Source organism: Tessaracoccus sp. OS52 (genome assembly GCF_020687685.1).
Classification (GTDB): domain Bacteria; phylum Actinomycetota; class Actinomycetes; order Propionibacteriales; family Propionibacteriaceae; genus Arachnia.
The window spans coordinates 17,768-44,565 of the sequence record NZ_JAJEWM010000005.1 but is presented as its reverse complement, the minus strand read 5'-3'; the positions used below and the strand labels follow the sequence as shown (position 1 = coordinate 44,565).

Genomic DNA, 26,798 nt, shown 5'->3' with positions numbered 1-26,798 from the left:
TTCACGCAGGGGGAGGGGCGGTGGTGGAGCGCAGGACCAGTTCGGTGGGCACCACTGTCCGCTCAGCGGGTACATATCCCGTGCCCCGGCCGCGAATCTGTGCCAGGAGCAGGTCCACGAGTTCCCGACCTATCCGCTGGAAGTCCTGCCGGATGGTGGTGAGTGGCGGGTGGGAGAACTCGCCGAGCGGGATCCCGTCGAACCCCACCACCGAGACATCCTCCGGGACGCGTCTCCCCGCCTCGTGCAGCGCGAGGATGAGCCCGAACGCCATCTCGTCGTTGGCGCTGTAGACGGCGGTCACGCTCGGGTCGGCCGCGATCTCCTTGCCCGCCTCGTATCCGGAGCGGGGCGTCCAGTCCCCCTGCCACGGCTCCGGCGCGGGAATCCCCGCCATCTCGAGGGTGCGTCGCCAGGAGGACTTCCGGATGAACGCCGGCTCGGAGTCCTCCGGTCCGGCGACGTGGTGGACGGTGGTGTGGCCGAGGTCGAGCAGGTGCTGCGTGGCGACGGCGCTGCCGCCGAGCTGGTCGGCCGTGACGGCCGGGTAGTGACCGATCAGCCGTGAGTCCGACACGACCACTGGCATCCCGGCCGGCAAGGTGAGGGTGTTGGGCGTCGCGGTCTCGGCCCGAATGATGATGAGGCCGTCGATAGCCTGATGGGAGATGCGGTGGGCGCCCTGTTCCCAGTGGTCAGCGTCAGGCGTCGTGATGGAGACCAGGGAGACGGCGTAGCCTCGCGCCTCAGCTGCCTCGACAACGGCCGCCGTGGTCAGTGCAGCGCCGGTGCGATCATAGCGGTGTGCCAGGATCCCGACGGTGCCGAACGTGCCGTCTCGCAGCGCTCGTGCAGCTCGGTTGGGGCTGTACCCAAGTTGGTCCATGGCTTCGAGCACCATTCTGCGAGTCTCCGGGCGGACAGGTTGCGATCCCGTTGAGACCCGCGACACCGTTTGTGCGGACACGCCGGCAAGCCGAGCCACATCCTGGATGGACGGGCCGGTCTTGCGACCCGGGAGGCCTGATGCGCGCATGGTCAGGAGTCTAGACGGAGGAGGAGAAGTTTAGGTAAACATGCCGAGATTCTGAGACCTAAGCTGTCGATTCGATTGTTATGTGACCGTTACACGAGGTCGGAGACACCGGTTCAGCTGTGCTGCTAAGTTTACGTAAACATGGACCTCGCTACGAAAGCGGGCCCATCGCGGAGCCGAGAGCGTTACTTCGGCACCGTCCACCAGCGACTTTAAGGAAGTCTTCAATGACGAAGTGGAAGAGGATCGCGGCCATCTCGCTGCTCACCCCGCTCGCACTCGCGGCCGCGGCCTGCGGCGGCGACTCCGGCGGCAACACCGACGGTGCAACCGGGGACAACGCTGCCGAGGGCAGCGGCACCCTCACCGTCTGGACCTGGGATCCGGCGTTCAACATCTACGCGATGGAGGAGGCCGCGAAGATCTATCAGCAGGAGAATCCCGACGTCAAGGTCGAGGTCGTCGAGACCCCGTGGGACGACCTCCAGGCGAAGCTGACCACGCTCGCGCAGTCCCAGGAGTTCGATGAACTTCCCGATATCTTCCTGATGCAGAACCTTGCGTTCCAGAAGAACGTGATCAACTACCCGGATCTCTTCAGTGACTTCTCGGATACCGACGTTGACTTCAGCGAGTTCCCTGAGGGAGTCGTCGCCTACTCGACAGTCGACGGCGTCAACTACGGGGTCCCTTTCGACAACGGTACTGCCATTAGCGCGCTTCGCACCGACGTGCTCGAGGAGGCCGGCTACACGGTCGAGGACTTCACCGATATCACCTGGAGTGAGTTCATCGAAAAGGGAGAGGACGTCCTCGCCAAGACCGGAAAGCCGCTCGCGTCGGGGATGGCGGGATCGGTCGACCTGATCATGATGATGCTGCAGTCCGCCGGAGCGAGCCTCTTCGACGAGGAGGGCAACCCCACCATCGTCGGGAACGAGGCTCTGCTGGAGGCGATCGATGTCTACCAGCGGCTGGTGGATTCCGGGGTCTTCGTCGAGGTGAACTCATGGGATGAGTTCGTGGGTACCTTCGTGAACGGCAACGTCGCCGGTGTCATGCAGGGCGTGTGGATCCTCGGATCGATCCAGTCCGCCGAGGATCAGGCCGGCAAGTGGGGCATCACCAACCTGCCCAAGCTCGACAACGTGGAGAATGCCACGCACTTCAGCGCGAATGGAGGATCCTCCTGGGCCATCAGTTCAAGCGCTGACAAGGAACTGGCGGCAGACTTCCTGAGCAAGACCTTCGCCGGCTCCCCGGAGCTGTATGACACCATCCTCCCCGCGTCCGGAGCCGTGGCCAACTGGCTTCCCGCCGCGGACAGCGAAGTCTACGCCGAGCCGCACGAGTTCTTCGGTGGCGAACCCGTGTTCACCAAGGTCATCGAGTACGCCGAGCAGGTCCCCAGCAACAACACGGGTGTCTACTACTACGAGGGCCGCGACGCCGTGAGCGCAGCCATCACCAAGATCATGGGCGGCGCCGATCCCAATACCGCTCTCGAGGAGGCCCAGGCCAACGTCGAGTTCGCGATGGGGTGACCCTCCGCTGACAACCACCTGGGTGGGGGCCGGTCTCCGGCCCCCACCCATGCCTGAAGGGACCTGAAATGTCACACAGCACCCCGGTGGCGCAACGGCGGAGCGCCGCACCACCCGAGGGCGTGGGCTCCAAGCCCGCCCACAAGCGCAGCCGATTCGGCATCGAGCAACGCCGCAACCTGACCGGCTGGGTGTTCCTCCTCCCGGCCGCCCTGCTCATCCTCTGGATGAACTTCTATCCGATGTTCCGGGCTTTCCTGCTCTCGCTGCAGACCGGCCGCGGCAGCCGGCTCGACTACGCCGACCCGCTGTGGTTCAACTACCAGCGGATGTTCAGTGACGACATCTTCCGGCTGACCGTAACCAACACCTTCCTCTACCTCATTGTCCAGGTTCCGATCATGCTGGTCCTGGCGCTGATCCTCGCCAACCTCCTCAACGATCCGAACCTGAGGTTCAAGGCGTTCTGGCGCACCGCGATCTTCCTGCCCGCCGCCGTCTCCCTGGTGAGCTACTCGTTGGTGTTCCGCACCATGTTCGCCACCGACGGCTTCGCCAACGACGCGCTGATCACGCTCGGGTTCATCGACTCCCCCATCAACTGGCTGGGGGAGACCGACACCGCCCGCTTCGTCATCATCCTCGGCCTGCTGTGGCGCTGGACCGGCTACAACATGGTGTTCTACCTGGCCGGGCTGCAGAACATCGACCACTCGTCCATCGAGGCGGCCAAGATCGACGGCGCCGGCCCCTTCAAGACCTTCTGGTACGTGACGATGCCACAGCTGAAGCCCATGATCCTGCTCACCGCGATCCTGTCCACCAACGGCACCCTCCAGCTGTTCGACGAGTCGTGGAACCTGACCCAGGGCGGCCCGGCCTACACCTCAATGACGATGTCGCACTACCTGTTCGAGGTGTCGTTCCTGCGCAATCCCAACTTCGGCTACGGCGCCGCGCTGTCCTACGTGATCCTCGTGATGGTCGCGATCCTGGCAGTTTTCCAGATGAAGGTGGGTGACAAGCGTGACTAGGAGGAGTCTCCGTCGCGTCCCCGGGTACGCTTTCCTGACCGTCGCGGCGATCCTGTCGCTGTTCCCGCTGTACTTCATGGTGGTCTCCTCGACCAACACCAGCCAGGAGGTGCTGGGCTCCAAACTGCTGCCGGGCACGCACCTGTTCGAGAACCTCGCGAAGCTCATCGGGCAGCAGGACATCGCCTCGGCCATGTTCTACTCGTCGCTCATCGCCGTCGGCACCACGGTGCTGGCCCTGATCGTGTGCTCGATCGCCGGCTACGGCTTCGAGGTGTTCCACTCCAAGGGCAAGGACATCCTGATGGCGGTCCTGCTGCTGGCCATCATGATCCCGTTCGCGGCCACCATGATCCCCCTGTTCCGCATGTTCGCGGACTTCGGACTGGTCAACTCGTGGTTCGCCGTGGTCGTGCCATTCATCTCCACCCCGCTGCTGGTGCTCCTGTTCCGGCAGGCCGCCCGGTCCTTCCCGCACGAGATCGTGGAGGCCGCGCGCCTCGATGGCCTCAGTGAGGTCTCCATCTTTTTCAGGATCTTCCTGCCGACCATGAAATCGACGATGGCCGCGGCCGCCGTCATCACCTTCATGTTCTCCTGGAACAACTTCCTGTGGCCAAGGGTGGTCATCGTAAACAACGACTTCCAGACCATGCCCATGCTCATCTCAAACCTGCGCGCCGGTTACGTCACCGACTACGGCGTCCTCATGCTGGCCGTGCTGATCGCCTCGCTGCCTGCGATGGTGATCTTCCTCGTCCTTCAGCGCCAATTCGCCCAAGGAATCACAGGAGCAATCAAGTGACATTCGACCCAAGCCGCATCGCCGAGCCGACCTTCGTGGCAGAGAACCGGATGCCGGCCCATTCGGACCACCGGTGGTTCGGCGATGCGGGAGAGGCCCGCGCCGGGCGCAGCCGTTTCGAGCAGTGCCTCAACGGGACGTGGAAGTTCCACCACGCCAAGAACCCCGCGCTGGCCCCACAGGGCTTCGAGGCGCCCGACTACGACACCGACGCGTGGGACGACATCCCCGTTCCCGCCCACATCCAACTGCAGGGCTACGACCGCCCCCAGTACGCGAACGTGCAACACCCCTGGGACGGATTCGAGGACATCTGGCCCGGCCAGGTCCCCGAGCGGTACAACCCCGTCGGCAGTTACGTCAAGCAGTTCACGCTGACGGAGCCACTGGGCGAGGGGGAGCGGCTCAGCGTCTCCTTCAACGGCGCGGAGAGCGCGATCGCGGTCTGGCTGAACGGCGCCTACGTCGGCTACGGCACCGACGCGTTCACACCCTCCGAGTTCGACCTCACGGACCACCTCGTCGACGGCGAGAACAAGCTCGCCGCCCAGGTGTACAAGTGGAGCGGCCAGGCCTGGATCGAGGACCAGGACTTCTACCGCTTCTCCGGCATCTTCCGCGACGTCGTGCTCCACCGCCGCCCGGCCGTGCACGCCGAGGATCTGCGCATCACCACTGACGTGGCCGACGACCTCGGCTCCGCCGTGGTGAGGCTCGCCGTCGAGCTGCAGGGCGAGGGCAGCGTTCGCGCCGTCCTCGACGGGGTCGGTGAGCTCGCGGCGGCCGACGACGGCACCCTCAGCATCACCGTCGACCAGCCACGCCTGTGGAGCGCCGAGCACCCGCACATGTACCGCCTGGATCTGGAGGTGCTTGACGCCGGCGGCTCCGTCTTCGAGGTCATCCCGCAGCGCGTCGGGATCCGCCGCTTCGGCATCGAGGAAGGCGTGCTCAGGATCAACGGGAGCCGGGTCGTTTTCAACGGCGTCAACCGCCATGAGTTCGGATTGCAGGGCCGGGTGATGACCCGGGATCGGACCGAGGCGGACCTGCGCGCGATGAAGGCCGCCAACATCAACGCCGTGCGCACCAGCCACTACCCGAACAACTCGTTCCTCTACGAACTGTGTGACGAGTACGGGCTGTACGTGATCGACGAGATGAACCTCGAGTCGCACGGGATGTGGGACGCGATCAGGAATGAGCGCATCACCATCGAGCAGGCGGTCCCCGGCAGCCTTGCCGAGTGGCGCGAGTCGCTGCTGACCCGCGCGGCCAGCATGCTGCAGCGCGACAAGAACCACCCGAGCATCGTGATGTGGTCCTGCGGCAACGAGTCCTACGGCGGCACCAACATCCTGGCCGTCGCCGACTGGTTCCGCTCCGTCGACGACCGCCCCGTCCACTACGAGGGCATCACCTGGGATCCGCGGTATCCGGACACCACCGACGTCGTCAGCCAGATGTACACCCCGGCCGCCGACATCGAGGAGTACCTGTTGGAGAACCGCGACAAGCCGTTCATCCTGTGCGAGTACGCCCACGCCATGGGCAACTCGTTCGGCGCCGTCGACAAGTACGTCGAGCTCGCCCACCGCGAACCCCTGTTCCAGGGCGGGTTCATCTGGGACTTCGCGGACCAGGCCATCGCGATGACCGACCGCCACGGCCGGGAGTTCTTCGGCTACGGGGGCGACAACCTGGAGGCACCGCACGACGCGGAGTTCAGCGGCAATGGCATCTTCTTCGCCGACCACACCCCGACCCCGCGGATCCAGGAGGTCAAGAAGGTCTACGAGGGCCTGAAGGTCGTCGTCTCCGAGGACTCGTTCGAGGTGACGAACCGGTACCTGTTCACGAGCACGGACTCCTTCGACTGCGTCGTCACCCTCTCCCGCGAGGGTCGCGTCCTGGCCCGGGAGCGGGTGCACACCGCCGTTGCGCCGGGCGGGACCGCAAGCCACGATCTGCCCATCAGCCTCCCCGAAGTCCCCGGAGAGTACACCGTCGACGTGTCCTTCCGTCTGGCGGAGGACACGCGCTGGGCAGGCGCCGGCCACGAGGTCGCCTGGGGGCAGGGCGTGTTCACGGTCGACGGGGTGCCCACCCGCAGCCCCGGCAAGGCGCCCGAGGTCATCGACGGCATCCACAACGTCGGAGTGCGCGGCCGCCACTTCACCGCGCTCTTCTCCAAGCTCTACGGCGGGCTGGTGTCCTACCGCTACGGGCTGAGCTCCGACGGCGGCCGGGAGTTGCTGCGCAGCATCCCCAAGCCGAACTTCTGGCATGCGCCGACGTCGAACGAACGCGGCTGGGGCATGCCGTTCCGTGACGGGCAGTGGCTGCTCGCGAGCCGCTACGCCAGGGCGAGCAGCGGCCCGTCGGTGGAGACGCACGAGGATCATGTCGAGGTGCGCTACACCTATGAGCTGCCGAGTCAGCCGGCGGGGGCGTGCGACGTCGCCTACCGGGTGGACAGCGAGGGCCGCGTCGACGTGACGCTCACGGTGCGGCCCGGCGACGGGCTGCCTGACATGCCGGAGTTCGGCATGCTGCTGACCGCCGACGCCGACCTGGCCAACCTGACCTGGTACGGCGAGGGTCCCGACGAGTGTTATGTCGACCGGCGCCTCGGCGCCCGGCTCGGGGTGTACTCGGCGAAGGTCGGCGACCAGCTCACGCCCTACCTCCGGCCGCAGGAGGCCGGCAGCCACACGGGGGTGCGTTGGGCGACGGTCACCGACGCGCGGGGCTCGGGCCTGCGTTTCGAGTGCACCGAGGGGATGGAGTTCTCAGCGTTGCCGTGGACGCCGTTCGAGGTCGAGAACGCTGCGCACCCGGTGGACCTGCCCCCGATCCAGCGCACCGTCTTCCGGCCGGCGCTGATGCGCCGCGGTGTGGGTGGCGACGACACGTGGGGGGCCTTGACGCACCCCGAGTACCGGTTGCCCGAGGGGCAGGAGCTGCAGTTCCGTTTCAGCTTCTGCGGCATCCGCTGAGATCGCGCCCCGCGGCACCCCGTGCCAGGTGCGGGCGCGGTCCAACTCCCCGTCGCGGAGGGGGCCGGTGTCCTCCCAGTCTGGACCCTCCACGCCACGACCTCATGAGCGGGACGCGCGGGCGGTGTGGAGACAAGTAGTCTGGCCGCGTGCGCTACGTCTCCACCCGCGACTCCTCCGGCCTGCCCGGGCGCCCGTTCTGCGACATCCTCCTCGAGGGTCTGGCGCCCGACGGCGGCCTCTATCTCCCCGAGCAGTACCCCCGGGTGAGCGCCGCTGATCTCTTGCGCTTCCGTGAGGTCCTGCGCTCCGACGGGTACGCCGCCCTCGCCTTCGAGGTCACCAGCCTGTTCATCGACGACATCCCCGCAGCTGATCTGCGCGGCATCGTCGAGCGCGCCTACGCGCCGGGCAAGTTCCTCGACGACGCCATCGTGCCAGTGACCCAGTTGCCCGACGGGCTGTGGCTGGCGCATCTCTCCAACGGTCCCAGCGCCGCTTTCAAGGACATGGCGATGCAGTTGCTGGGGGAGTTCTTCTCCTACGAGCTCGAGCGGCGCGGAGCGACCATCACCATCCTCGGCGCCACCTCCGGGGACACGGGGTCCGCGGCCGAGTACGCGCTGATGGGCAAACCGCAGGTGCAGGTTTTCATGCTCTCGCCGAAGGGGCGGATGACCCCCTTCCAGCAGGCGCAGATGTTCTCCATCGATGACCCGGGCATCACCAACATCGCGGTGGAGGGGGTCTTCGACGACTGCCAGGACATCGTCAAGGAGATCAACGCGGATGCCGCGTTCAAGGCGCAGTACAACATCGGCGCGGTCAACTCCATCAACTGGGGCCGGCTGCTGGCTCAGGTGGTCTACTACTTCGCCGCCTGGCTGCAGGTCTCGCGCGAGGATTCGGCCGGCCCGGGAGGGGTTGGCGGACCCGTCAGCTTCGCGGTGCCCTCGGGCAACTTCGGCAACATCGCCGCCGGACACGTCGCGCGCCAGATGGGGCTGCCCATCGACCGGCTGGTCCTGGCCACCAACGAGAACGACGTGCTCGACGAGTTCTTCCGCACCGGCCGGTACCGGGTGCGCAGCGGTGCGGAGACGCACGAGACGTCGTCGCCGTCGATGGACATCTCCAAGGCCTCCAACTTCGAGCGCTTCGTCGCCGACCTCCTCGAACGCGACGGCGCCCGCGTGGCCGAACTCTTCGGGCGGGAACTCAGGGAGTCGGGCCAGTTCGACCTGTCCGGGGAGCCCGCGTTCCGGGATCAGCCGGAACGGTTCGGTTTCGTGAGCGGCTCGTCCACGCACGCTGACCGGCTGGCACGGATCCGGGAGACCTACGAGGCCGACGGCACCCTCATCGACCCCCACACCGCCGACGCGGTGCACGTCGCCCGCACCCTGCTGGCCGACGGCGTCCTCGGCGGCCCCGTCGTCGCGCTGGAGACGGCGCTGCCCGTCAAGTTCTCGGCCACCATCACCGAAGCGCTCGGCATCGTCCCGCCCCGCCCCGCGCGCTTCGACGGGATCGAGGACCTGCCGCGCCACGTCGTTGAGGCCCCGAACGACGCCGAGGCGATCAAGGCCCTGATCCGGGCGAAGCTCGACTGACGCGGCGCTAGTGTGTGCCCATGCGAGAACTTCAGGCAAAGATCGTCGCGGAGATGGGCGTCCGCCCGGAGATCGACCCGGCCGCCGAGGTGGAGCGCCGCGTTGCCTTCCTGTGTGATTACGTCCGCGCCACGGGAACCAAGGGGTTCGTCCTGGGAATCTCTGGCGGACTCGATTCGACGCTGGCGGGGCGGCTCGCGACGCTCGCCGTCGAGAAGCTGAAGGCCGACGGCGTCGAGGCCGACTTCATCGCTGTCCGGCTGCCCCACGGCGTCCAGCTCGACGAGGCCGACGCGCAGGAGGCCCTGGACTTCATTGGTGCGCCCACCGAGGTGACGCTCAACATCGAGGCAGCGGTGAACGGGCTCGAACAGGGTTTCGAGGACGCCACCGGCCGGGACATCACCGACTTCAACCGGGGCAACGTGAAGGCCCGGCTCCGGATGGTGGCCCAGTACGCGTTGGCCGGCGAGGCCAACCTGCTGGTCATCGGAACCGACCACGGCGCGGAGTCCGTCACCGGCTTCTTCACCAAGTTCGGCGACGGCGGCGCGGACATCCTGCCCCTGTTCGGCCTCGACAAGGGCCAGAACCGCCAGCTGCTGCGCCACCTGGGCGCCCCGGAACGGCTTTGGTCCAAGGTGCCGACGGCGGACCTGCTCGACGGCCGGCCGCTGCGTTCCGACGAGGACGAGCTCGGGCTCAGCTACGACGAGATCGACGCCTACCTGGAAGGCCACGAAGTCCCGGACGAGGTAGCAGAGCGGATCGAGGCGAAATACCTCGCCACAAGGCACAAGCGCACTACTCCGGTCACCATCCTCGACGACTGGTGGCGCCCCTGATCGCTAGACTCGGGCCATGTCAGAGCACCCGGTCCCGAGTAGGCGCCTGCGGGCCAGCGACGCGGAGCGGGACGCCGTCCTCACGGTCCTGCAGCGAGCGCACGCGGCCGGTCGGCTGACCGTCGAAGAGCTGGGGGAGCGCCAGGACGCGGTGCTGCAGGCGAGATACCTCGACGAGTTCCCCGCGCTCATCGATGACCTCCCCGAAGGCGCTGGTTTCCTGCCGGCGGTGACTGGTCCCGCGGCTGGCGCGCCCGCACCCCGCCCGATCTCGAATCTGCCCATGACCAACAATCCCGAGCCGGTCTCGGTGACCTTCATGACCGGCAAGTCGGTCGACATCCTCCCTGGCACGCAGGTGTACCGGAACTTCGCCTGGTGGGGCGGCGACGACATCCACCTCAGCGACGCGATGGGCCCCGGCGTCGTGGTCACCCTCGAACTGCACTGCATCATGGCGGGCCACAACATCTGGGTGCCGGAGGGCGTGCGCGTCGTCGACGAGTCGATCGCCATCATGGCGGGCAACGACATCCATGGGGACGCACGGGGCGACGGCTCCAACGGCACGCTGATCATCCGTGGCTTCCTGTGGTGGGCCGGCAGCGACGTGAAACTGGCCAAGCCCAAGCGGCACTGACTCGCCCAACACCTTCCCCGGAGCTTGTCCCTGCCAGTGGGCCATTGGCCAGTGTGCGTTGTCAGGTCAGCAGCGGGATGTCGAGGTCGTAGGCCAGGACGACCGCCCGGGCGAGCTCGGCTTCTTGCGCGTAGGTAAGGAACCCCACGGTCCTGCCCAGCAGCTTGCTCGGGACGGTCACGACGTTGTCAAGGGAGATCACGCCATCGTGGTCGAGGCCGTTGGCAGTTCCGACCGGAACCTGACTGGAGAGGCCCTTGATGGTGGAGGTGATCGGCGCGATGGTGACTTTCGTCATGGCCGCCCGTGCGGCCTCGCGAGTCAGCACCACTGCTGGTCGTGTCTTGTCGAGCCGCACCAGGCAGATTTCGCGCATACGTCAGTCCTCAACGGTCGTGTGTGCGACGGACCAGTCGACCAGATCGTCGAGTTCGTCAGCGGTGCCCCGCTCGCGCAGGATGGCGGCGTCCTGCGCGGCAACCTGGCGCCGCATCTCGCGCTCGACGGCACGCGCCACCAGCGCCGCCCGGCTGGGAGCGCTGCCGGCGGCTACGGCCTTGTCCAGGAAGGCCACCATGTCATCGGGAAGCCGGATCGCGATCTGAATGGTCATGAACACATCATACCAGTATGGGTCCCATATCGGGATGCCCGCTCATGCCCCCACAAGCAACTGGAGGACCCTGATCTCTCTAGGGGTTGAGCCGGATACGCTCAAGTCAGCTTGAAGATTCCCGCCTGAGGTGGCAAGGTTGAGTCATACCCGCTCAAGGGATCCGAACAATCTTGCACACAAAGAGGAGAAACTCATGGCTCGTGCAGTAGGCATCGACCTCGGCACCACCAACTCGGTCGTCGCAGTCCTCGAGGGTGGTGAGCCCACCGTCATCCCCAACGCCGAAGGTGCCCGCACCACGCCGTCGGTGGTCGCGTTCTCGCAGTCCGGCGAGGTTCTCGTCGGTGAGGTCGCGAAGCGTCAGGCCGTCACCAACGTCGACCGGACCATCCGCTCCGTCAAGCGCCACATGGGCACCAACTGGAAGCTCGAGCTGGACGGCAAGGAGTACCACCCCCAGCAGATCTCCGCCTTCGTGCTGCAGAAGCTGAAGCGCGACGCCGAGGCCTACCTGGGCGAGCAGGTCACCAACGCCGTCATCACGGTGCCCGCCTACTTCGGCGACGCCGAGCGTCAGGCCACCAAGGAGGCCGGCGAGATCGCGGGCCTGACCGTTGACCGCATCATCAACGAGCCCACCGCCGCGGCGCTCGCCTACGGACTGGACAAGGGCGACGTCGAGCAGACCGTCCTCGTCTTCGACCTCGGTGGCGGCACCTTCGACGTCTCCCTGCTCGACATCGCCGACGGCGTGTTCGAGGTCAAGGCCACCAAGGGCGACAACCGCCTCGGTGGCGACGACTGGGACGCGGCTGTGGTCGACTGGTTGGTCACCCAGTTCAAGAACAAGCACGGCGTCGACCTGTCCCAGGACAAGATGGCCCGCCAGCGCCTCCAGGAGGCCGCCGAGCGCGCCAAGATCGAGCTGTCGGCCGCTTCCGAGACCGCCATCAACCTGCCCTACATCACCGCGTCGTCGGCGGGCCCGCTCCACCTCGACGAGAAGCTGACGCGCGCCGAGTTCCAGCGCCTCACCCAGTCGCTGCTCGAGCGCTGCCGCGCACCGTTCAACGCCGTGATCGCCGACGCCAAGACCTCGGTGGACAAGATCGACCAGGTGCTGCTCGTGGGTGGCTCCACCCGCATGCCCGCCGTCGTCGAACTCGTCCGTGAGCTGACCGGTGGCAAGGAGCCCAACAAGGGCGTCAACCCCGACGAGGTCGTCGCCCTGGGCGCATCGCTGCAGGCAGGCGTGCTGAAGGGCGAGGTCAAGGACGTGCTGCTGCTCGACGTCACCCCGCTGAGCCTCGGCATCGAGACCAAGGGTGGCGTGATGACCAAGATCATCGAGCGCAACACCACCATCCCCACCAAGCGCTCCGAGGTCTTCACCACCGCCGAGGACAACCAGCCCGCCGTGATGATCCAGGTGTACCAGGGCGAGCGCGAGTTCGCCCGTGACAACAAGTCGCTCGGCAACTTCGAGTTGACCGGCCTGCTGCCCGCGCCGCGCTCGGTCCCGCAGATCGAGGTGACCTTCGACATCGACGCCAACGGCATCGTGCACGTCGGCGCCAAGGACCTGGCAACCGGCAAGGAGCAGTCCATGACCGTCACCGGTGGCTCCGCGCTCGCCAAGGACGACATCGACCGCATGGTCAAGGACGCCGAGGCGCACGCCGAGGAGGACCGCAAGCGTCGCGAGGCCGTCGAGATGCGCAACGAGGGCGACGCCCTGGTCTTCCGCACCGAGAAGCTGCTGGAGGACAACGCCGAGCAGATCGGTGAGGACACCAAGGCACCCGTCGTCGAGGCGCTCGACAAGCTGAAGGAAGCGCTGAAGGGCGAGGGCAACGACGACGAGGTGAAGGCCGCGATCGACGACCTCAACACCAAGGCCGCTGCCATGGGCCAGGCGATGTACGCCGCCGCGCAGGCCGCGCAGCAGTCGCAGGCTTCGCAGGGGACCGACGGTGAGAACGCCGCCGGTGCGGGCGCCGAGGCCGGGGCCGACGACGTCGTGGACGCCGAGATCGTCGAGGAAGAGTCGGGACAGGGTGAGAACAAGTGACCGACCATCCGCATGAGGAAGTCGTCGGGCCGCTCCCGCACGAGGACGCCGACGTCGAGGAGACTGCAGGAGCCGCCGAGGGGGCCGGGGAACCGGCCGCCGAGGCGCCCGCCGTCGACGAATCCACGGCTGACGAGGTCGAGGAGACCGACTGGGAGGCGCTCGCCATGGAGCGCACCGCCGACCTGCAGCGTCTCCAGGCCGAGTACGTCAACTACAAGCGTCGCGTGGACCGGGACAGGTCGCTGTCCAGGCAGGCGGGGATCGAGTCGGTCGTTACCGACCTCATGCCCGTGCTGGACAGCATCAGCCTGGCCCGCTCACACGAGGACCTCGTCGGTGGCTTCAAGCTGGTGGCCGACGAGTTGGAGAAGGTCACGGCCAAGTACGGCCTGGTCCAGTTCGGTGAGGTGGGCGAGGAGTTCGACCCCAACAAGCACGACGCGCTGATGGAAGTTCCCATCGAGGGCGGCGTGTCGGTCACCACGGTCTCCCAGGTGATGCAGCAAGGCTACGTGCTGGGTGACCGAGTCATCCGCCCGGCGAGAGTCGGCGTCGCAAACCCGTGAGTTGAGCTGAGATTCGAGGAGAACGCCCAGTGAGTACGAAGGACTGGATCGAGAAGGACTACTACAAGATTCTGGGCGTCTCCAAGAATGCGACTTCGGACGAGGTCAAGAAGGCGTTCCGCAAGATCGCGCGCTCCAACCACCCGGACCAGAACCCGGGCGACAAGGCCGCCGAGGCCAGGTTCAAGGAGGCCTCGGAGGCCAACTCCGTGCTGGCGGACCCCGCCAAGCGCAAGGAGTACGACGAGGCACGCAGCCTCTTCGGCGGTGGCGGGATCCGCTTCGGGCGGCCCGGCACCACCCCCGGCGGCGGCGGGTTCGAGGACCTGTTCCGCAACGCCGGCACCGGCACCGCCGGCGGCTTCGGTGACCTGTTCGGCAACCTGTTCAACGCCGCGGATGGCACCACCCGCCGGGCGTCCACCCGGGGCCCCCGTCGTGGCGCCGACATCGAGGGCGAGGTCAAGCTCACCTTCGAGCAGGCCGTCGAGGGCACCACGGTGTCCATGCGATTCCCCTCCGACGACCCCTGCCCGGCCTGCCGTGGCACCGGCGCGAAAGCCGGAACCCTGCCCAAGGTCTGCCCGACGTGCGAGGGCTCCGGCATGCAGAGTTCCGCCGCCGGGGGCGTGTTCTCCATGAGCGAGCCCTGCGTCGACTGCCTGGGCCGCGGCCTCCTCGTCGAGGACCCGTGCCCCGAGTGCAACGGCTCCGGGCGGGCGCGCTCCGCCAAGTCCATGAACGTCCGCATCCCGTCCGGCGTCGGCGACGGCCAGCGCATCCGCATCAAGGGCAAGGGCGCGGCCGGCGAGAACGGGGGAGCGCCCGGCGACCTCTACGTCACCGTCCACGTGGCCCCACACAAGCTCTTCGGCCGCAGCGGGAGCAACCTCACCCTCGACGTGCCGGTCACGTTCGCCGAGGCCACGCTGGGTGCCGAGGTGACCATCCCGACGCTGGGTGGCGCCCCCGTGAAGCTGCGGATCCCGCCGAACACCCCCAACGGACGAACCATGCGAGTCCGCGGCAAGGGCGCCCGCCGCTCCGACGGCACCACCGGCGACCTGCTGGTGACCGTCCAGGTGGAGGTGCCCGAACACCTGAGCGAGGCCGCGAAGGCCGCGCTGCTGGAGTACGCGGAGAAGTCCGGTCAGAGCGACCCGCGTGCCGAGCTGTTCAGGAGCTGATCGCAGTGACCAGCGACAACCTCCCGCAGCAGTTCGACTACGACGCGCCCGTCTTCCCCGTCTCGGTGGCCGCGTCGCTTGCCGACATGCACCCCCAGACCCTGCGCGGCTACGACCGGCTCGGCCTGGTGGTGCCCCGCCGCGCCCGCGGCCGCGGCAGGCGGTACTCGCTGCGCGACGTCGGGCGCCTGCGCCACATCCAGCGGATGAGCCAGGACGAGGGGATCAACCTAGAGGGGATCCGGCGGATCCTGCAGCTCGAGGAGCACGTCGAGACGCTGCAGCAGCAGGTCGCAAGGCTGAACGAGACGCTCCATCGCGTCCAGGCCTCACCCGAGGCTGCCCGAATCTTCACGGCCGAGGCCACCGGCGCCATCCACCAGGGCCGCTACCGCTCCACCCGCCGCCTTGCCCTGCCGCCGTGGCAGGGTTGATGCATGCCCGACCAGCTGCCTGAAAAGAGTCCCGCCGGCGAGCGGGGTGTGGTCGGGCAGGCGTGGCGCCGGATCGTAGAACTCGTCCTCAGGCTGACCTCGTTCCTGGGGCCGTACCAGGTGCTGGCGCTGACCATCGCCGTCGGTGCCGTGATCGCCGCTGTCATGACGGCGCTGGCCGCAGAGGTCTACGAGGCGGTCACGCAGGAGAACGGCGTGGCCCTGCTGGACCGGCCGATCCTCGACGCCATGCTCCAGTTCCGGTCCCCAGCGGCGGACAGCTTCATCACCTACTTCACCAACGTCGGCGGCGTCATCGGGATGCCGCTGCTCGCACTGGGGATCATGGTGCTGCTGGCGGTGCAGCGCAGGTCGTGGACGCCAGTGATCCTGATCGCGGGCGCCGGCGTCGGGTCGCTGCTCATGACGGTCGCGGGCAAGCAGCTGATCGGCCGGACCCGGCCACCCGAGCTCGACGCCGTCGCGCCGTTCGAGACCTCGCCGTCGTTCCCCTCGGGACACACCCTCAACGCGACGGTGGTCGCCGGCATCGTCGTCTACGTCATCCTGCTGGAGCAGCAGCACCGCAGGCTGGTGCAGGTCCTCAGCATCACGCTGGCAGCGGTGTTCGCACTCACCATGGGGATGAGCCGGGTGTTCCTCGGACACCACTGGTTCACCGACGTCGTGGCCGCCTGGCTGCTGGGACTCGCCTGGCTGGCCATCGTCATCACGGCTCACAGACTGCTGCTGAACGCCCACCGGAAGCGGGAGAGCCACCCCAAGCTCGAGTCCTAGTGCCGGGCCGCGGCCTCCGCAACCAGCCACAGCTCGTCGAACAGCTCCGGCGGAACCTTGCTGCCCATGGACCGCAGCCAGCGCCGCAGCCGGGGCAGCTCGTCGGCCCACTCGTCCTTGGAGACTCCCAGGCAGGCGGCGACGTCCTCGGCGCTGATGTCGAGGCCCTCGACGTCGAGGTCTGCCTGGAACGGCACGAGTCCCGCCGGCGTGGTCCGCGCCCCGACCCGCCCCTCGATGCGCTCCACGATCCACTTCAGGACCCGCGAGTTCTCGCCGAACCCGGGCCACAGGAAGCTGCCGTCGGCGGGGTCGCGCCGGAACCAGTTGACGTAGAAGATCTTCGGCAGCTTGTCCTCGTCGGAAGCTGCGCCGATGTCGATCCAGTGCCGCAGGTAGTCGGCCACGTGGTAGCCGATGAAGGGCAGCATCGCCATGGGGTCGCGCCGCAGCACCCCGACTGCGCCGCTGGCCGCCGCCGTCGTCTCCGACGAGCAGGTGGCGCCCATGAACACGCCGTGCGCCCAGCTCCGCGACTGTGCCACCAGCGGGATGGTGTTCTCGCGCCGGCCGCCGAAGATGATGGCGTCGATGGGGACGCCGGCCGGGTTGTGGTACTCGTCGCTGAGGATGGGGCACTGGGTGATGGGCGTGCAGAACCGGCTGTTCGGGTGCGCCGCCTTCTCGCCGGCGCGGCCTCCCTCGGGGCCCGCGGGTGTCCACGGCCGCCCCTTCCAGTCGATCAGGCGCTCCGGCTTCTCCTTGGTCATGCCCTCCCACCAGACGTCGCCGTCGGGGGTGAGCGCCACGTTGGTGAAGATGGAGTTGCCGGCCTCGACGGCGGCCATCGCGTTGGGGTTTGTGTCGGCGCCCGTGCCGGGGGCGACGCCGAACAGCCCGGTCTCCGGGTTCACGGCCCAGAGTCGGCCGTCGTCGCCGAACCGCAGCCAAGCGATGTCGTCGCCCAGGGTCTCGACCTTCCAGCCGGGGATGGTGGGCTGCAGCATGGCGAGGTTCGTCTTGCCGCACGCCGACGGGAAGGCCGCGCACAGGTGGAACGAACGGCCCGCCGGTGAGGTGATCTTGAGGATCAGCATGTGTTCGGCCAGCCAGCCCTCGTCGCGGGCCATCACCGATGCGATCCGCAGCGCGTAGCACTTCTTGCCCAGCAGCGAGTTGCCGCCGTAGCCGGAGCCGTAGCTCCAGATTGCGCGCTCCTCGGGGAAGTGGGCGATGTACTTCTCGTCGTTGCAGGGCCAGGGGACGTCGGCGACGCCGTCGGCCAGCGGCATGCCCACCGAGTGCAGGGCAGGGACGAACGCGGCACGGTTCGCCTCCATCGCCTCCAGCACGTCGGCGCCCATGCGCGTCATGATCCGCATGGAGATGGCGACGTAGGCCGAATCGGTGATCTCGACTCCGAACTTGGGGTCGGCGGCGTCGATGTGTCCCATGCAGAACGGGATCACGTACATGGTGCGGCCGCGCATGCAGCCGGCGAAGCGGTCGCGCAGGATGGCCTTCATCTGGTCCGGCGCCATCCAGTTGTTGGTGGGCCCGGCGTCGTCCTCGCGGACCGAGCAGATGAAGGTCTGGTCCTCGACGCGGGCGACGTCGTCGGGGTCGGTGCGGGCGTAGACGGAGTTCGGTTTGCGCTCCGGGTTCAGGCGCACAACGGTGCCAGCCGCGACCAGGCCGTCGACGAGGCGGTCCCACTCCTCGTCGGAGCCGTCGCAGTAGTGGATGGCATCAGGTGTCGTCATGGCGGCGGTCTGCTCCACCCAGGCGAGGATCCCGGGATGGGTGGGAATCCGGCCGGTTGTGGGCAGCGTGGTCGGGCGGTTGGTCGTTTCTGCCTCTGTCACTTCCACTCCTTCGGGGCGCGACTCCAGCTTTCCTCCCACCATAGCCCTCGCGCCGCGCCCGGATGTGCGAGGGTGGCACCGGTCCGCGCCGATACTGGAGCCGTCGCCGTTCGACAGGGTCAGGGCAACGGACAACGGATGCTGGAGGAGGGCCAATGACCGAGGACCGGTTCCGGCAGCACTGGAACGAGCAGGCGGGCAGGTTCGACGCGATGATCGCGCCGCTGGACCGGCGCGTGCTGGCGGCCAGCCGCGACTGGGTGTGCAGCCGCGTCGACGGCGAGGTCCTCGAGCTCGCCGTCGGTACCGGACTCAACTTCCCCCACTACCCGCCGGGCACCCGCGTGACCGGGGTGGAGTGGAGCCCGGCGATGGCGGTCGTGGCACGTCGGCGCGCCCGCGAGACCGGCGTTGACGCCGACATCCAGGTGGCCGACGCCGCGGGCCTCCCGTTCGACGACGCCTCCTTCGACACGGTGTTGTGCACGTTCTCCTTCTGCTGCATCCCCGACGACGACGGTGCCCTGGCCGAGGCAGCGCGGGTGCTGCGCCCCGGGGGTCGGCTGTTGCTGGCTGACCACGTGGTCTCGACGGTGGCGCCGCTGCGCTGGCTGCAGCGGCTCGTCGAGCGCTTCACGATTCCCCGGGAGGGGGAGCACTGGACCCGGCGGCCCTCGCTGAAGCTGCCGGGGCACGGGTTCCGGCTGGTGGAGTCCGACCGGCGCACCTTCGGCGCCATCGAGCGGGTCCACGCGATCAAGGCCTGACTGGCCGCCGGCGGGCGGGCCAGGTGGGGCGAGCGTCGGCGGGGCGCGCGCCGTCGGGCTGGATACAAGCCTTGGTGCTGGATACCCGCCGTACACGGCTTGTATCCAGCACCAGGACCCGTAAGTAGCTCAGCCCCGTCCCACGTTGCCCTGCCACGCCATCGCCTGGCGGATCCGACGCGCGAGTGCGGCTCCCTGGGAGGCCAGTTCCCAGTCCCACCGGACGATCCAGTAGCCGGCCTGGCGGATGGCCTCCTCGCGGCGCTTCTCCCGCATGATGGCGTCCTCGGGCTCCTGTCCCGGTTTGAGAAGGGCGCCGTACTTGGCCTTCCCGTCCACCTCGCCCACCAGTCTGAACTCGGGCCAGGCGAAGTCGGTCTGCGCGACCAGCTTCCCCTGCGCGTCGAACACCTCTAACTGCAGCTCCGGGGCGGGGATCCCGTGCCTGGCGAACTGCACGCGGCTCAGGGACTCGGCCGGTGACTGGCTGCGCCCGTCCGCGAACGCCGCAGCCAGCCGCGCCTGGGGGAGGCCGCGCAGCCGAGGGTGGCGTTCGAGCGCGTCGAGCAAAGAATCCGGTGGGAGGCCCAGCGCGAGGGCGGCGTCGCAGGCCGCGACTGCCCACGCGTAGGGATGGGTCCGGGCGAGGTCGGACGCAGTGCGGGCCAGCGTCGTGACCGGCAGGCCTCCCACCTCGGCCACCTCGTCGTCGGCGAGCTTGGTGTCGAACAGCCTGAGGACCGGCGACGAGTGCGCGTGCCCGGGGGTGCGTCGCGTCATGGTCACCCGGTCGAGTGCCGTGCGAGGCCCCGGAAGGCCGTGGACCACGCCCGCGGAGACGTGGCTCAGGACGTGGGACCGGTCGACGGTGGGGACCGTGGCGTGGAGCAGCCTGAGGTGCTCCTGCTGAGGGTCCAGCTCCAGGGTGGGGGCGTAGAAGCCGCGACGGACGCGGGTGAGCGTTCCCTGCCGGATCTGCGTTGCGATGTCGTGGTGGTTCAGGCCGGTGGTCAGGAGTTGCGCATGTGTGAAGTGCAGCTCTGGCTCGAAGTCCATGGCTGGCATTCCAGCCGAGCCTCTCTCGTCGCGCAAGGGGCTCGGGCCCGCCTGTGGAAAACCTGCGACGTGGGGGTGGGGGAAGGGTTGTGGTCGCGCCGCTTGGTGGCTCTCCTGGGCCGCGCTGGATACGGGTCTTCGTGCTGGATACAAGCCGTGTACGGCGGGTATCCAGCACCAAGGCTTGTATCCAGACCCGGGGACGCCGCAGAGGCTCATGCGGGGATGGCGACGGCGACGTCGCGGCCGGGCGCGGTGCCAGCGCCCTAGACTCGGGCTCGTGCGCGATCCAGGGCGGGAGGCGGGTCGGCCGCCGACGCGTTCGGTGGTCGTCGGTCTGATCTGCGCCGCGGTGCTGGTCCTGGCCGCGCTGGGCGCCACCAGTTCCTGGGGACCCGTGGTGGAAGTGCTGCCACCGCCGCCGACGCCGGTGGAGACGGGTCCGCTGCCCACGCTGGAGCCGGAGCCCACGCCGTCGGAGCCGCCCGGTGATGGCTTGCCCGACATCCTGCCGATGTTCCAGATCCCCGAATGGGTGGGCGACCTGCTGCGCACGCTCGCGGTCCTCGCCGTCGCCGCCTTGGTGGGCTGGTTCGTCTACCGGGTGGTGCGCGCGCTGCAGTCTAGCGAGCTCGACCGCGCCGGCGAGGCGTCCGGGAGCGCCGTCGAGATCCCGGACATCGACGAGGATGAAGTGGTCCAGTCGCTCAGCGACACCATCGCCTCCCTGCGCTCCGGAATGGCCGTCGATGACGCGGTGGTCGAGTGCTGGCACCGGCTGGAGGGGATCGCGGCAGAGACCGGGATCAGACGCGGACCCAGCCAGACGTCGCTGGAGTTCACCGTCGAGATCCTCGGCCACGCCGTCGTCGACGGCAACGCCCTGGCTGAGCTCGCCGCCCTCTACCGGCGCGCGCTGTTCTCCGGCCACGTCCTGGGCGACGCCGAACGCGAGCGCGCGATCAGTTGTCTGGAGCGGTTGGCGGGGGATCTCGACACGTCGGTGGGGGATCTCGACACGTCGCCTGCTCGTTCCTCGCAGGCTCCTACTCGATCAGCGGAGGGGGCGTCGCAGGCTCCTACTCGATCAGCGGAGGAGACGTCGGAGGGGGGAGGGGGCGACGATGCGCGCTGACTTCGCCTGGAGCGGTCTGGCGCTCCGGTTGGCGGTGGGGGCGGCGGGGGCCGTGGTCGTCACCATCGCGGGCCGGTTCCTCAACCTGGCGTTCGCCCCGGTGCCGACGGTGGTCATCGGACTGCTCGCCGGGGTCGTCGCCTGGTTCAGCTGGCTGTTCGACGAGCCGCCGCCGCGCCCGGCGTGGGAGCAGCCGCACCCGCCGCCGCACGGCGCCAGGTTCGCCGCCGACGTCACCACGCGTCGGCTGGCGACGATGCTCGCCCGCGCTCAACCGGGAAGCGAGTTCGAGACGGGGGCAGTCGCGCGGGTGCTCACGGAACTGGTCGAGCGCCGGCTGGTGCGCAACCACGACGTCCCCGCCGACGACCCCGTCGAGCGCGCCCACGACCTGCTCAGCCCCGAACTGCTCGCCTACGCCCGCGCCGCCCGCGCCGACAAACCCCGCCCCCTGACGCGTCGCGCCCTGCACGCCCACCTCAAGGAGATCGACCAACTGTGACCACGCATCCCCTCCCCACCGCCGAAGCCGCCGCCATCGCCGGACGGGTGCTGGACGCCGTCGACGGCGCCCTCGTGGGCAAGCGCGAGCAGATGTCCCTCGTCCTGGCCGGGGTGCTGGCGGGCGGGCACGTCCTGCTGGAGGACATGCCGGGCCTCGGCAAGACGCTGGCCGCGCGGTCGCTCGCGCAGGCGCTGGGGCTGCAGTTCACCCGCGCCCAGTTCACGCCGGACCTGCTCCCCGCCGACCTCACCGGCTCCTTCATGTACGAGCAGCGGGCCGGCGAGTTCGTCTTCCGGGAGGGTCCTGTCTTCACCGGCCTGCTGCTGGCCGACGAGATCAACCGCACCCCGCCCAAGACCCAGTCGGCGCTGCTGGAGGCCATGCAGGAGCACCAGGTCACCGTCGAGGGCCGCACCTTCCCCCTGCCCCGGCCGTTCCACGTGCTGGCGACAGCGAACCCCATCGAGCACGAGGGCACCTACCCGCTGCCCGAGGCGCAGCTGGACCGGTTCCTGCTGCGGCTGAGCTTCGGCTACCCCACGCTCGACGAGGAGTGGGACGTGCTCAGCCGGCGGATCGGACGCAAGCAGGAGGACCAGAGCGTCGAGGCCGTCATCGACGCCGAGGGTCTGCTTGCGCTGCAGGCCGCCGTCGAGGAGGTGCACGTGGCTGAATCGGTGGGCCGCTACGCCATCGACGTCGTGCGCGCCACGCGGCAGCACCCGGACACGTTGGTGGGGGCGTCGCCGCGCGGGTCGCTGGCGTTGCTGGTGTGCTCGCGGGCGATGGCGCTGATCGAGGGCCGCGACTTCGTCGTGCCGGAGGACATCAAGCGGCTGGCGGTGCCGGCGCTGGCGCACCGGATCGTGATCCGGCCGGAGCTGTGGCTGAACGACGTGGCGCCGAGCAGCGTCGTGGTGGCGGTGCTGGGGTCGGTGCCGGTGCCGGATGCGCCGCAGGGCAGGCCCTGATGTCGTTCCGCGGCACGCACGCGTTGGTCCGCTCGTTCGTGCTGGCACTGGTGCTGGGCGGGTTCGCGCTGGTGCTGGGCCGCGTCGACCTGCTGGTGCTGGCCGTCCCGTTCGTGGTGCACGTCGGGTGGGCGCTGGTGTCGCGGCCGACGGCGGTGGTGGCCGCCAGGGCGACCCCGCGTCGGGTGGTGGTGCCCGAGGGCGACGCGGTCTCCGTCGGCATCAAGTTGGACACCCCGCGCACCGACTTCCTCGTGGCCGCGCAGTGGGGCCAGCTCCCGTCGGCGGCGTGGGACCCGGAGACCGCGACCGCGCTGGACGTCCCCGGGGGCGGCGCGCTGGCCATGGACTTCGAACCCGAACGGTGGGGCCGCTACGAACTCTCACCGGCTCTGGTGGTGCTGACCGATCCGAGCGGCGCCTGGCGCGCCGAGACCCGCACCGACGCCGTGACCGTGACCGTGCGGCCGTCGTCGTCGACGCTGGAGGGCGGCAGCGGGGTGGCGCACCCGATCGGGATGGTCGGCTCGCACCGGTCGCGGCACCGCGGCGACGGCAGCGACCTCGCCGAGGTGCGCGAGTTCCGCGCCGGTGACCGGCTGCGTCGCATCAACTGGCGCGTGACGTCGCGGCTGGGTGGGTTGCACGTCAACTCGATGCTGGTGGAGCGGGACACCGACGTGCTGATCGTCGCCGACACCCTGGCCGACATCACCCCTGCCGACCCCCACGGCACCACCAGCCTGGACGCGACGGTGCGGGCGATCGCCGCCATCTCCCACCACTACGTCGGCTTCGGGGACCGGGTGGCGGTCCACGACCTGGGCCGGCGGATCGGTCGGGTGCGCGCCGGCACCGGGCCGCGCCAGGCGCGGATCGTGCTGAACGTGCTGTCCCGCGCGCGGCGCAGCGGCGACGACTGGACCACGGTTCGGCAGGTGCCGCGCATCGCCAGTGGGACGCTGGTGTTCTTCTGCTCGCCGCTGCTCGACCGGCAGGTGCAGGACGAACTGGTGCGGCTCCGGCGCCTGGGGGCGGAGGTGATCGGCGTGGACACGCTGCCGGAGGGGATCGGCCGGTTCGCCGACGTCGGCAGCTTCCGCAAGGAGACGTTCCTGGGGGAGGCGTGGCTGGTGCGGAGGCTGCAACGCGACGAGGTGCTCGCCCGGCTGCGAACGCTCGGCATCCCCGTCACGCCCTGGCGCGGCACGGGCAGCCTGGCCAACGTGCTCCTGGCGATGGAGGCGGCCCGCTCGGCGCCGCGGCGCGGGGTGGCCCGATGAGGGAGCTCGTCGAGGGCGTCGCCGGCCTGATCTACGCCCTGCAGATCGCCGACCCGGCGCAGTGGGTGCTGCGGCTGGCCGGCTTCCTGGGCCTGGTCGGGGCCGGGCTGGCCTGCCTGGCCTGGTACCCGGTGCTGGTGTGGCCGGTGCTGCTGGGCGGCGTCGTGCTGGCGGCGTTGTGGACCGGGGCGCGGCCCGGTTCGTGGGCACCGTTCGCGGGGGTGGCGGTGGTCGGGCTGTGGTGGCTCGCCGGCGGGGGCGACGCGGCGTGGTGGCAGACGGCGTCGGTGGCGGGGCTGCTGGCCGTCGCGCACCTGGGCGCAGCCTGGGCCGCGGCGGCGCCGTCGTACGCGGCCATCCCGGGCCGGGGAGTTCGGCGGCTGGTGGCCTGGGCCCTCGGGTACCTGGTGGCGTGTGTGGTTGGGATCGCGCTGGTGCTGGCGGCGGGCGCGGTGCCCGGCGGCCTTGTTCCCCGTGGGCCTGCTTGGGTGGTGCTCGGGCTGGTGGCGGTCGTAGGGTCGGGCGTCGCTGTGCTGGCCCTCCGCGGCCGGGGGAGGCGGTGACGGGCGCTGGCTGCGGGATCTCGACACGTCGGCCGCTCGTTCCTCGCGGGCTCCTACTCGATCAGCGGAGATGTGCTGGTCGCGGGATCTCGACACGTCGCCCGCTCGTTCCTCGCGGGCTCCTACTCGATCAGCGGAGATGTGATGGCCGCGGGATCTCGACGGCTCCTACTCGATCAGCGGAGACGTGATGGCCGCGGGATCTCGACACGTCGCCCGCTCGTTCCTCGCGGGCTCCTACTCGATCAGCGGGAGTTGTGATGCCTGCTCGATCAGCGGGAGTTGTGATGCCTGCTCGATCAGCGGGGTCACTCCGCCTCGAGGCGGTCGAGTTCGAGGATTACCGCGGACTCGGGGACAAGGGTCGGGGCGTTGAGCCCGGCCGTCGCGAGGGTCCGGCCCGACAGGACGATCCCGCCCTCTTCCCGCGCCCACGGCACGTCGAGTTGCGCCGACGACTCGCGCCGGACCGTCCGGACCCGGTAGCTGGCATCCGGGTCCAGTCCCGGGAAACGCAGCGTCCCGAGGCTGGCAGTCGCGGGGGTGTTGAGCACAGCTAGCGAGAAGATGGCCTTCTCAGGCGTGACCACGCCCTTGAAGTAGGTGTTCGGGTCCGGGAGGTCGCAGCGGACCAGTCGGCCGGTCAGCAGCGTGCGGCGGTTGGTCTTGTACCAGGCCAGCCACCAGCCGATGGCCTCCAGTTCCTCCGGCGTCGCCTTCGCGAGATCCCACTCGATGCCCAGGTGCCCGAAGACGGCGGTTGCGGCCCGGAAGTCGATGCCGTGCCAGCGTCGGGTCTGGTGCGAGACGCCGGCAGCGATGTGGCTGCCCAGGTACTCAGGCGGCAGCAGCTGCGACGTCCAGATCAGCATGCGCTGGCGCTCGGCCGGGTCGGTGACGTCGGAGACCCAGACCCGTTCCGCGCGGCTCATCACCTCCAGGTCGATCCGGGCACCGCCGGAACTGCAGGACTCGAACTCGACGCCCGGGTGGGCGGCGCGCAACGCGTCGAGGAGCCGGTAGAACGCCTTGGTCTGTTCGTGGACGGCGGGGCGCCCGTCGGGAGCTGTGCCGGCGTCGATGAGGTCCCGGTTGTGGTCCCACTTGACGTAGTCGATCCGGTACTCCGACAAGATGGCGTCGAGCTGGTCGTGGACGTGCTGCCAGGCGCCGGGGATCGACAGGTTCAGCACGTGCTGGTGGCGCGACTCGATGGGGAGTCGGCCACCCGGCTGCATGACCCACTCGGGGTGGGCGCGGGCGACGTCGGAGCCCAGGTTGACCATCTCCGGCTCGAACCACAGGCCGAACTGCATGCCGAGGTCCTTCACGCGGTCGACCAGCGGATGCAGGCCGTCGGGCCAGACGTCGGCCGCCACCACCCAGTCGCCCAGGCCCGCGGAGTCGTCGCGGCGGGCGCCGAACCAGCCGTCGTCGACGACGTAACGCTCGACGCCGAGGCGCGCCGCCCGCTCGGCGAGGTCGATGAGCCTGTCGAGGTCGTGGTCGAAGTAGACCGCCTCCCACACGTTGAGCGCCACCGGTCGGTTCCAGTCGGGGGCAGCGGGCAGCGCGCGCTGGTAGCGGTGGAACCGGTCGGCCTGGGCGTCGAGGCCGATGCCCCAGTTGAAGAACAGCCACGGCGTCTCGTAACTATCACCCCTGCTGAGCCTCACCTCTCCAGGGAGCAGCAGCTCCCCGCCGCCGATGGCCTGGAAGCCGACGAAGTCGCGTTCGGCGAAGTGGATGTGATTGCCGCTCCACGCGGTGTGCACCGCCCAGGTCTCGCCGGTGGAGAAGTCGAAGCCGCTCGTGCCCAGGTGCAGGATGTAGGCCGAGTCCGCTCCGGTCCGGCCGCGGCGGTTCTCGCGACGGTGTGAGCCCAGCCCGAGCGCGGTGCGCTGGGGCATCCGCTCGGCTCCCCACCGGCCCCCGAAGTCGAGGACCTCCTCGGCGTGGCGAGGGGCAGGGAGGGCGAGGGTCAGCTCGCCGACCTCGTACTCCTCGTCCGCGAGGTTTGTGAGGTCTGCCCGCAGCTTGACCAGGCCCTGATCCGTCAGTTCCACGATGAGCCGCAACTCCAGGTCTTCCGCCCGGGCGACGTAGCGGACGCTGGCGGCGCCGGTGACCACGTAGCCGGAGCTGGCGACGCCGTCGAGGAGAACCTCCGCGAGTTCCCAGGCCGGGGTCCACGCCTTGCCCCGCCGGGAGCCGATGAGTCCCGGCTTGCCGAGCCAGCCGAAGCGCTCCTCCAGGAGGATCCCGTAGCGGGGCTCGCGGTCCAGGGAGTTGGGTGCCAGAGGCCAGGTCCGGGCCAGGGCAAGCGCGTCGAACTCCGCCTCCGTCAGCGAGCCCAGGTCGGCGCCCCAGTGGACCACCTCCGGCAGCAGGCCGTCGGCGCTGAGGGCCAAGGAGACGCCGTCGGCGCGGAGCAGGATGTTGGACAGCATGGGTGATTCCTA

At 69.1% G+C, this 26,798-nt stretch carries 24 protein-coding genes; 18 read left to right on the top strand and 6 right to left on the bottom strand.

Going from position 1 to position 26,798, the window contains the following annotated elements; translation table 11 throughout:
* Position 1 precedes the first annotated feature (1 nt).
* Complete coding sequence (locus LKO27_RS13765) at positions 2–1,036, bottom strand: LacI family DNA-binding transcriptional regulator (RefSeq protein WP_227738090.1); 1,035 nt, start codon at positions 1,034–1,036, stop codon at positions 2–4.
* 227 nt (positions 1,037–1,263) lie between these two features.
* Here LKO27_RS13765 and LKO27_RS13760 point away from each other — a divergent pair, with 227 nt between their 5' ends.
* From LKO27_RS13760 to LKO27_RS13730, 7 genes are all read left to right on the top strand, one after another.
* Complete coding sequence (locus tag LKO27_RS13760) at positions 1,264–2,580, top strand: sugar ABC transporter substrate-binding protein (RefSeq protein ID WP_227738089.1); 1,317 nt, start codon at positions 1,264–1,266, stop codon at positions 2,578–2,580.
* Between the two features lie 68 nt (positions 2,581–2,648).
* A complete protein-coding gene (locus tag LKO27_RS13755) occupies positions 2,649–3,614 on the top strand; it encodes a carbohydrate ABC transporter permease (protein ID WP_227738088.1) in 966 nt (321 codons plus the stop codon).
* The gene (locus LKO27_RS13750; RefSeq protein ID WP_227738087.1) at positions 3,607–4,419 is read left to right on the top strand and encodes a carbohydrate ABC transporter permease; all 813 of its coding nucleotides are present in this window, start codon (positions 3,607–3,609) and stop codon (positions 4,417–4,419) included. Before LKO27_RS13755 ends, LKO27_RS13750 begins: the two co-directional genes overlap by 8 nt.
* Positions 4,416–7,418: a glycoside hydrolase family 2 TIM barrel-domain containing protein gene (locus tag LKO27_RS13745; protein WP_227738086.1), complete on the top strand. Its 3,003-nt coding sequence runs from the start codon at positions 4,416–4,418 to the stop codon at positions 7,416–7,418. Before LKO27_RS13750 ends, LKO27_RS13745 begins: the two co-directional genes overlap by 4 nt.
* Positions 7,419–7,567: 149 nt before the next feature.
* Positions 7,568–9,031, top strand: coding sequence for a threonine synthase (gene thrC, locus LKO27_RS13740; protein ID WP_227738085.1), 1,464 nt, complete (start codon positions 7,568–7,570; stop codon positions 9,029–9,031).
* Between the two features lie 20 nt (positions 9,032–9,051).
* Positions 9,052–9,876, top strand: coding sequence for an ammonia-dependent NAD(+) synthetase (gene nadE / locus LKO27_RS13735; protein ID WP_227738084.1), 825 nt, complete (start codon positions 9,052–9,054; stop codon positions 9,874–9,876).
* Between the two features lie 16 nt (positions 9,877–9,892).
* Complete coding sequence (locus tag LKO27_RS13730; RefSeq protein ID WP_227738083.1) at positions 9,893–10,516, top strand: DUF1707 domain-containing protein; 624 nt, start codon at positions 9,893–9,895, stop codon at positions 10,514–10,516.
* Positions 10,517–10,577: 61 nt separating this feature from the next.
* On the opposite strand, the gene LKO27_RS13725 is transcribed toward LKO27_RS13730, so the two are convergent.
* Positions 10,578–10,892 (bottom strand): type II toxin-antitoxin system PemK/MazF family toxin, encoded by a 315-nt coding sequence (locus LKO27_RS13725; protein WP_227738082.1) that lies wholly within the window; start codon positions 10,890–10,892, stop codon positions 10,578–10,580.
* A 3-nt stretch (positions 10,893–10,895) separates the two neighbouring features.
* Positions 10,896–11,129 carry a ribbon-helix-helix domain-containing protein gene (locus LKO27_RS13720; protein ID WP_227738081.1) on the bottom strand — a complete coding sequence of 78 codons (234 nt, stop codon included), beginning with the start codon at positions 11,127–11,129 and terminating at the stop codon, positions 10,896–10,898.
* Positions 11,130–11,325: 196 nt separating this feature from the next.
* Between LKO27_RS13720 and dnaK the strand changes: the two genes are divergently transcribed.
* The 5 genes from dnaK to LKO27_RS13695 are packed head-to-tail and all read left to right on the top strand — an operon-like array spanning position 11,326 to position 16,191.
* Positions 11,326–13,203 carry a molecular chaperone DnaK gene (dnaK, locus tag LKO27_RS13715; protein WP_227738080.1) on the top strand — a complete coding sequence of 626 codons (1,878 nt, stop codon included), beginning with the start codon at positions 11,326–11,328 and terminating at the stop codon, positions 13,201–13,203.
* Positions 13,200–13,772, top strand: coding sequence for a nucleotide exchange factor GrpE (locus LKO27_RS13710; protein WP_370630032.1), 573 nt, complete (start codon positions 13,200–13,202; stop codon positions 13,770–13,772). Before dnaK ends, LKO27_RS13710 begins: the two co-directional genes overlap by 4 nt.
* A gap of 29 nt (positions 13,773–13,801) precedes the next feature.
* Positions 13,802–14,959: a molecular chaperone DnaJ gene (gene dnaJ / locus LKO27_RS13705; protein ID WP_227738079.1), complete on the top strand. Its 1,158-nt coding sequence runs from the start codon at positions 13,802–13,804 to the stop codon at positions 14,957–14,959.
* A 5-nt stretch (positions 14,960–14,964) separates the two neighbouring features.
* The gene (locus LKO27_RS13700) at positions 14,965–15,393 is read left to right on the top strand and encodes a heat shock protein transcriptional repressor HspR (protein ID WP_227738078.1); all 429 of its coding nucleotides are present in this window, start codon (positions 14,965–14,967) and stop codon (positions 15,391–15,393) included.
* A 3-nt stretch (positions 15,394–15,396) separates the two neighbouring features.
* Positions 15,397–16,191, top strand: a complete 795-nt coding sequence (locus tag LKO27_RS13695; RefSeq protein WP_227738077.1) for a phosphatase PAP2 family protein — start codon at positions 15,397–15,399, stop codon at positions 16,189–16,191.
* Here LKO27_RS13695 and LKO27_RS13690 read toward each other — a convergent pair.
* Positions 16,188–18,098 (bottom strand): phosphoenolpyruvate carboxykinase (GTP), encoded by a 1,911-nt coding sequence (locus tag LKO27_RS13690; RefSeq protein ID WP_370630031.1) that lies wholly within the window; start codon positions 18,096–18,098, stop codon positions 16,188–16,190. The genes LKO27_RS13695 and LKO27_RS13690 overlap by 4 nt on opposite strands.
* A gap of 113 nt (positions 18,099–18,211) precedes the next feature.
* On the opposite strand from LKO27_RS13690, the gene LKO27_RS13685 reads away from it, so the two are divergent.
* Positions 18,212–18,823 carry a class I SAM-dependent methyltransferase gene (locus LKO27_RS13685; RefSeq protein ID WP_227738076.1) on the top strand — a complete coding sequence of 204 codons (612 nt, stop codon included), beginning with the start codon at positions 18,212–18,214 and terminating at the stop codon, positions 18,821–18,823.
* 129 nt (positions 18,824–18,952) lie between these two features.
* Here LKO27_RS13685 and LKO27_RS13680 read toward each other — a convergent pair whose 3' ends face one another.
* Positions 18,953–19,879: an endonuclease domain-containing protein gene (locus tag LKO27_RS13680; RefSeq protein ID WP_227738075.1), complete on the bottom strand. Its 927-nt coding sequence runs from the start codon at positions 19,877–19,879 to the stop codon at positions 18,953–18,955.
* A 280-nt stretch (positions 19,880–20,159) separates the two neighbouring features.
* Here LKO27_RS13680 and LKO27_RS15655 point away from each other — a divergent pair, with 280 nt between their 5' ends.
* The 5 genes from LKO27_RS15655 to LKO27_RS13655 are packed head-to-tail and all read left to right on the top strand — an operon-like array spanning position 20,160 to position 24,336.
* Complete coding sequence (locus LKO27_RS15655) at positions 20,160–21,014, top strand: DUF4129 domain-containing protein (RefSeq protein WP_227738074.1); 855 nt, start codon at positions 20,160–20,162, stop codon at positions 21,012–21,014.
* On the top strand, positions 21,004–21,516 hold the full coding sequence (locus tag LKO27_RS13670) for a hypothetical protein (RefSeq protein ID WP_227738073.1): 513 nt from the start codon (positions 21,004–21,006) through the stop codon (positions 21,514–21,516). The genes LKO27_RS15655 and LKO27_RS13670 overlap by 11 nt, the downstream gene beginning before the upstream one ends.
* Positions 21,513–22,490, top strand: a complete 978-nt coding sequence (locus LKO27_RS13665; RefSeq protein WP_227738072.1) for a MoxR family ATPase — start codon at positions 21,513–21,515, stop codon at positions 22,488–22,490. The genes LKO27_RS13670 and LKO27_RS13665 overlap by 4 nt, the downstream gene beginning before the upstream one ends.
* Positions 22,403–23,773 carry a DUF58 domain-containing protein gene (locus LKO27_RS15650; protein ID WP_227738071.1) on the top strand — a complete coding sequence of 457 codons (1,371 nt, stop codon included), beginning with the start codon at positions 22,403–22,405 and terminating at the stop codon, positions 23,771–23,773. The genes LKO27_RS13665 and LKO27_RS15650 overlap by 88 nt, the downstream gene beginning before the upstream one ends.
* On the top strand, positions 23,770–24,336 hold the full coding sequence (locus tag LKO27_RS13655) for a hypothetical protein (RefSeq protein WP_227738070.1): 567 nt from the start codon (positions 23,770–23,772) through the stop codon (positions 24,334–24,336). Before LKO27_RS15650 ends, LKO27_RS13655 begins: the two co-directional genes overlap by 4 nt.
* Before the next feature lie 308 nt (positions 24,337–24,644).
* Here LKO27_RS13655 and LKO27_RS13650 read toward each other — a convergent pair whose 3' ends face one another.
* The gene (locus tag LKO27_RS13650) at positions 24,645–26,786 is read right to left on the bottom strand and encodes an alpha-galactosidase (protein WP_227738069.1); all 2,142 of its coding nucleotides are present in this window, start codon (positions 26,784–26,786) and stop codon (positions 24,645–24,647) included.
* Between the last annotated feature and the right edge of the window lie 12 nt (positions 26,787–26,798).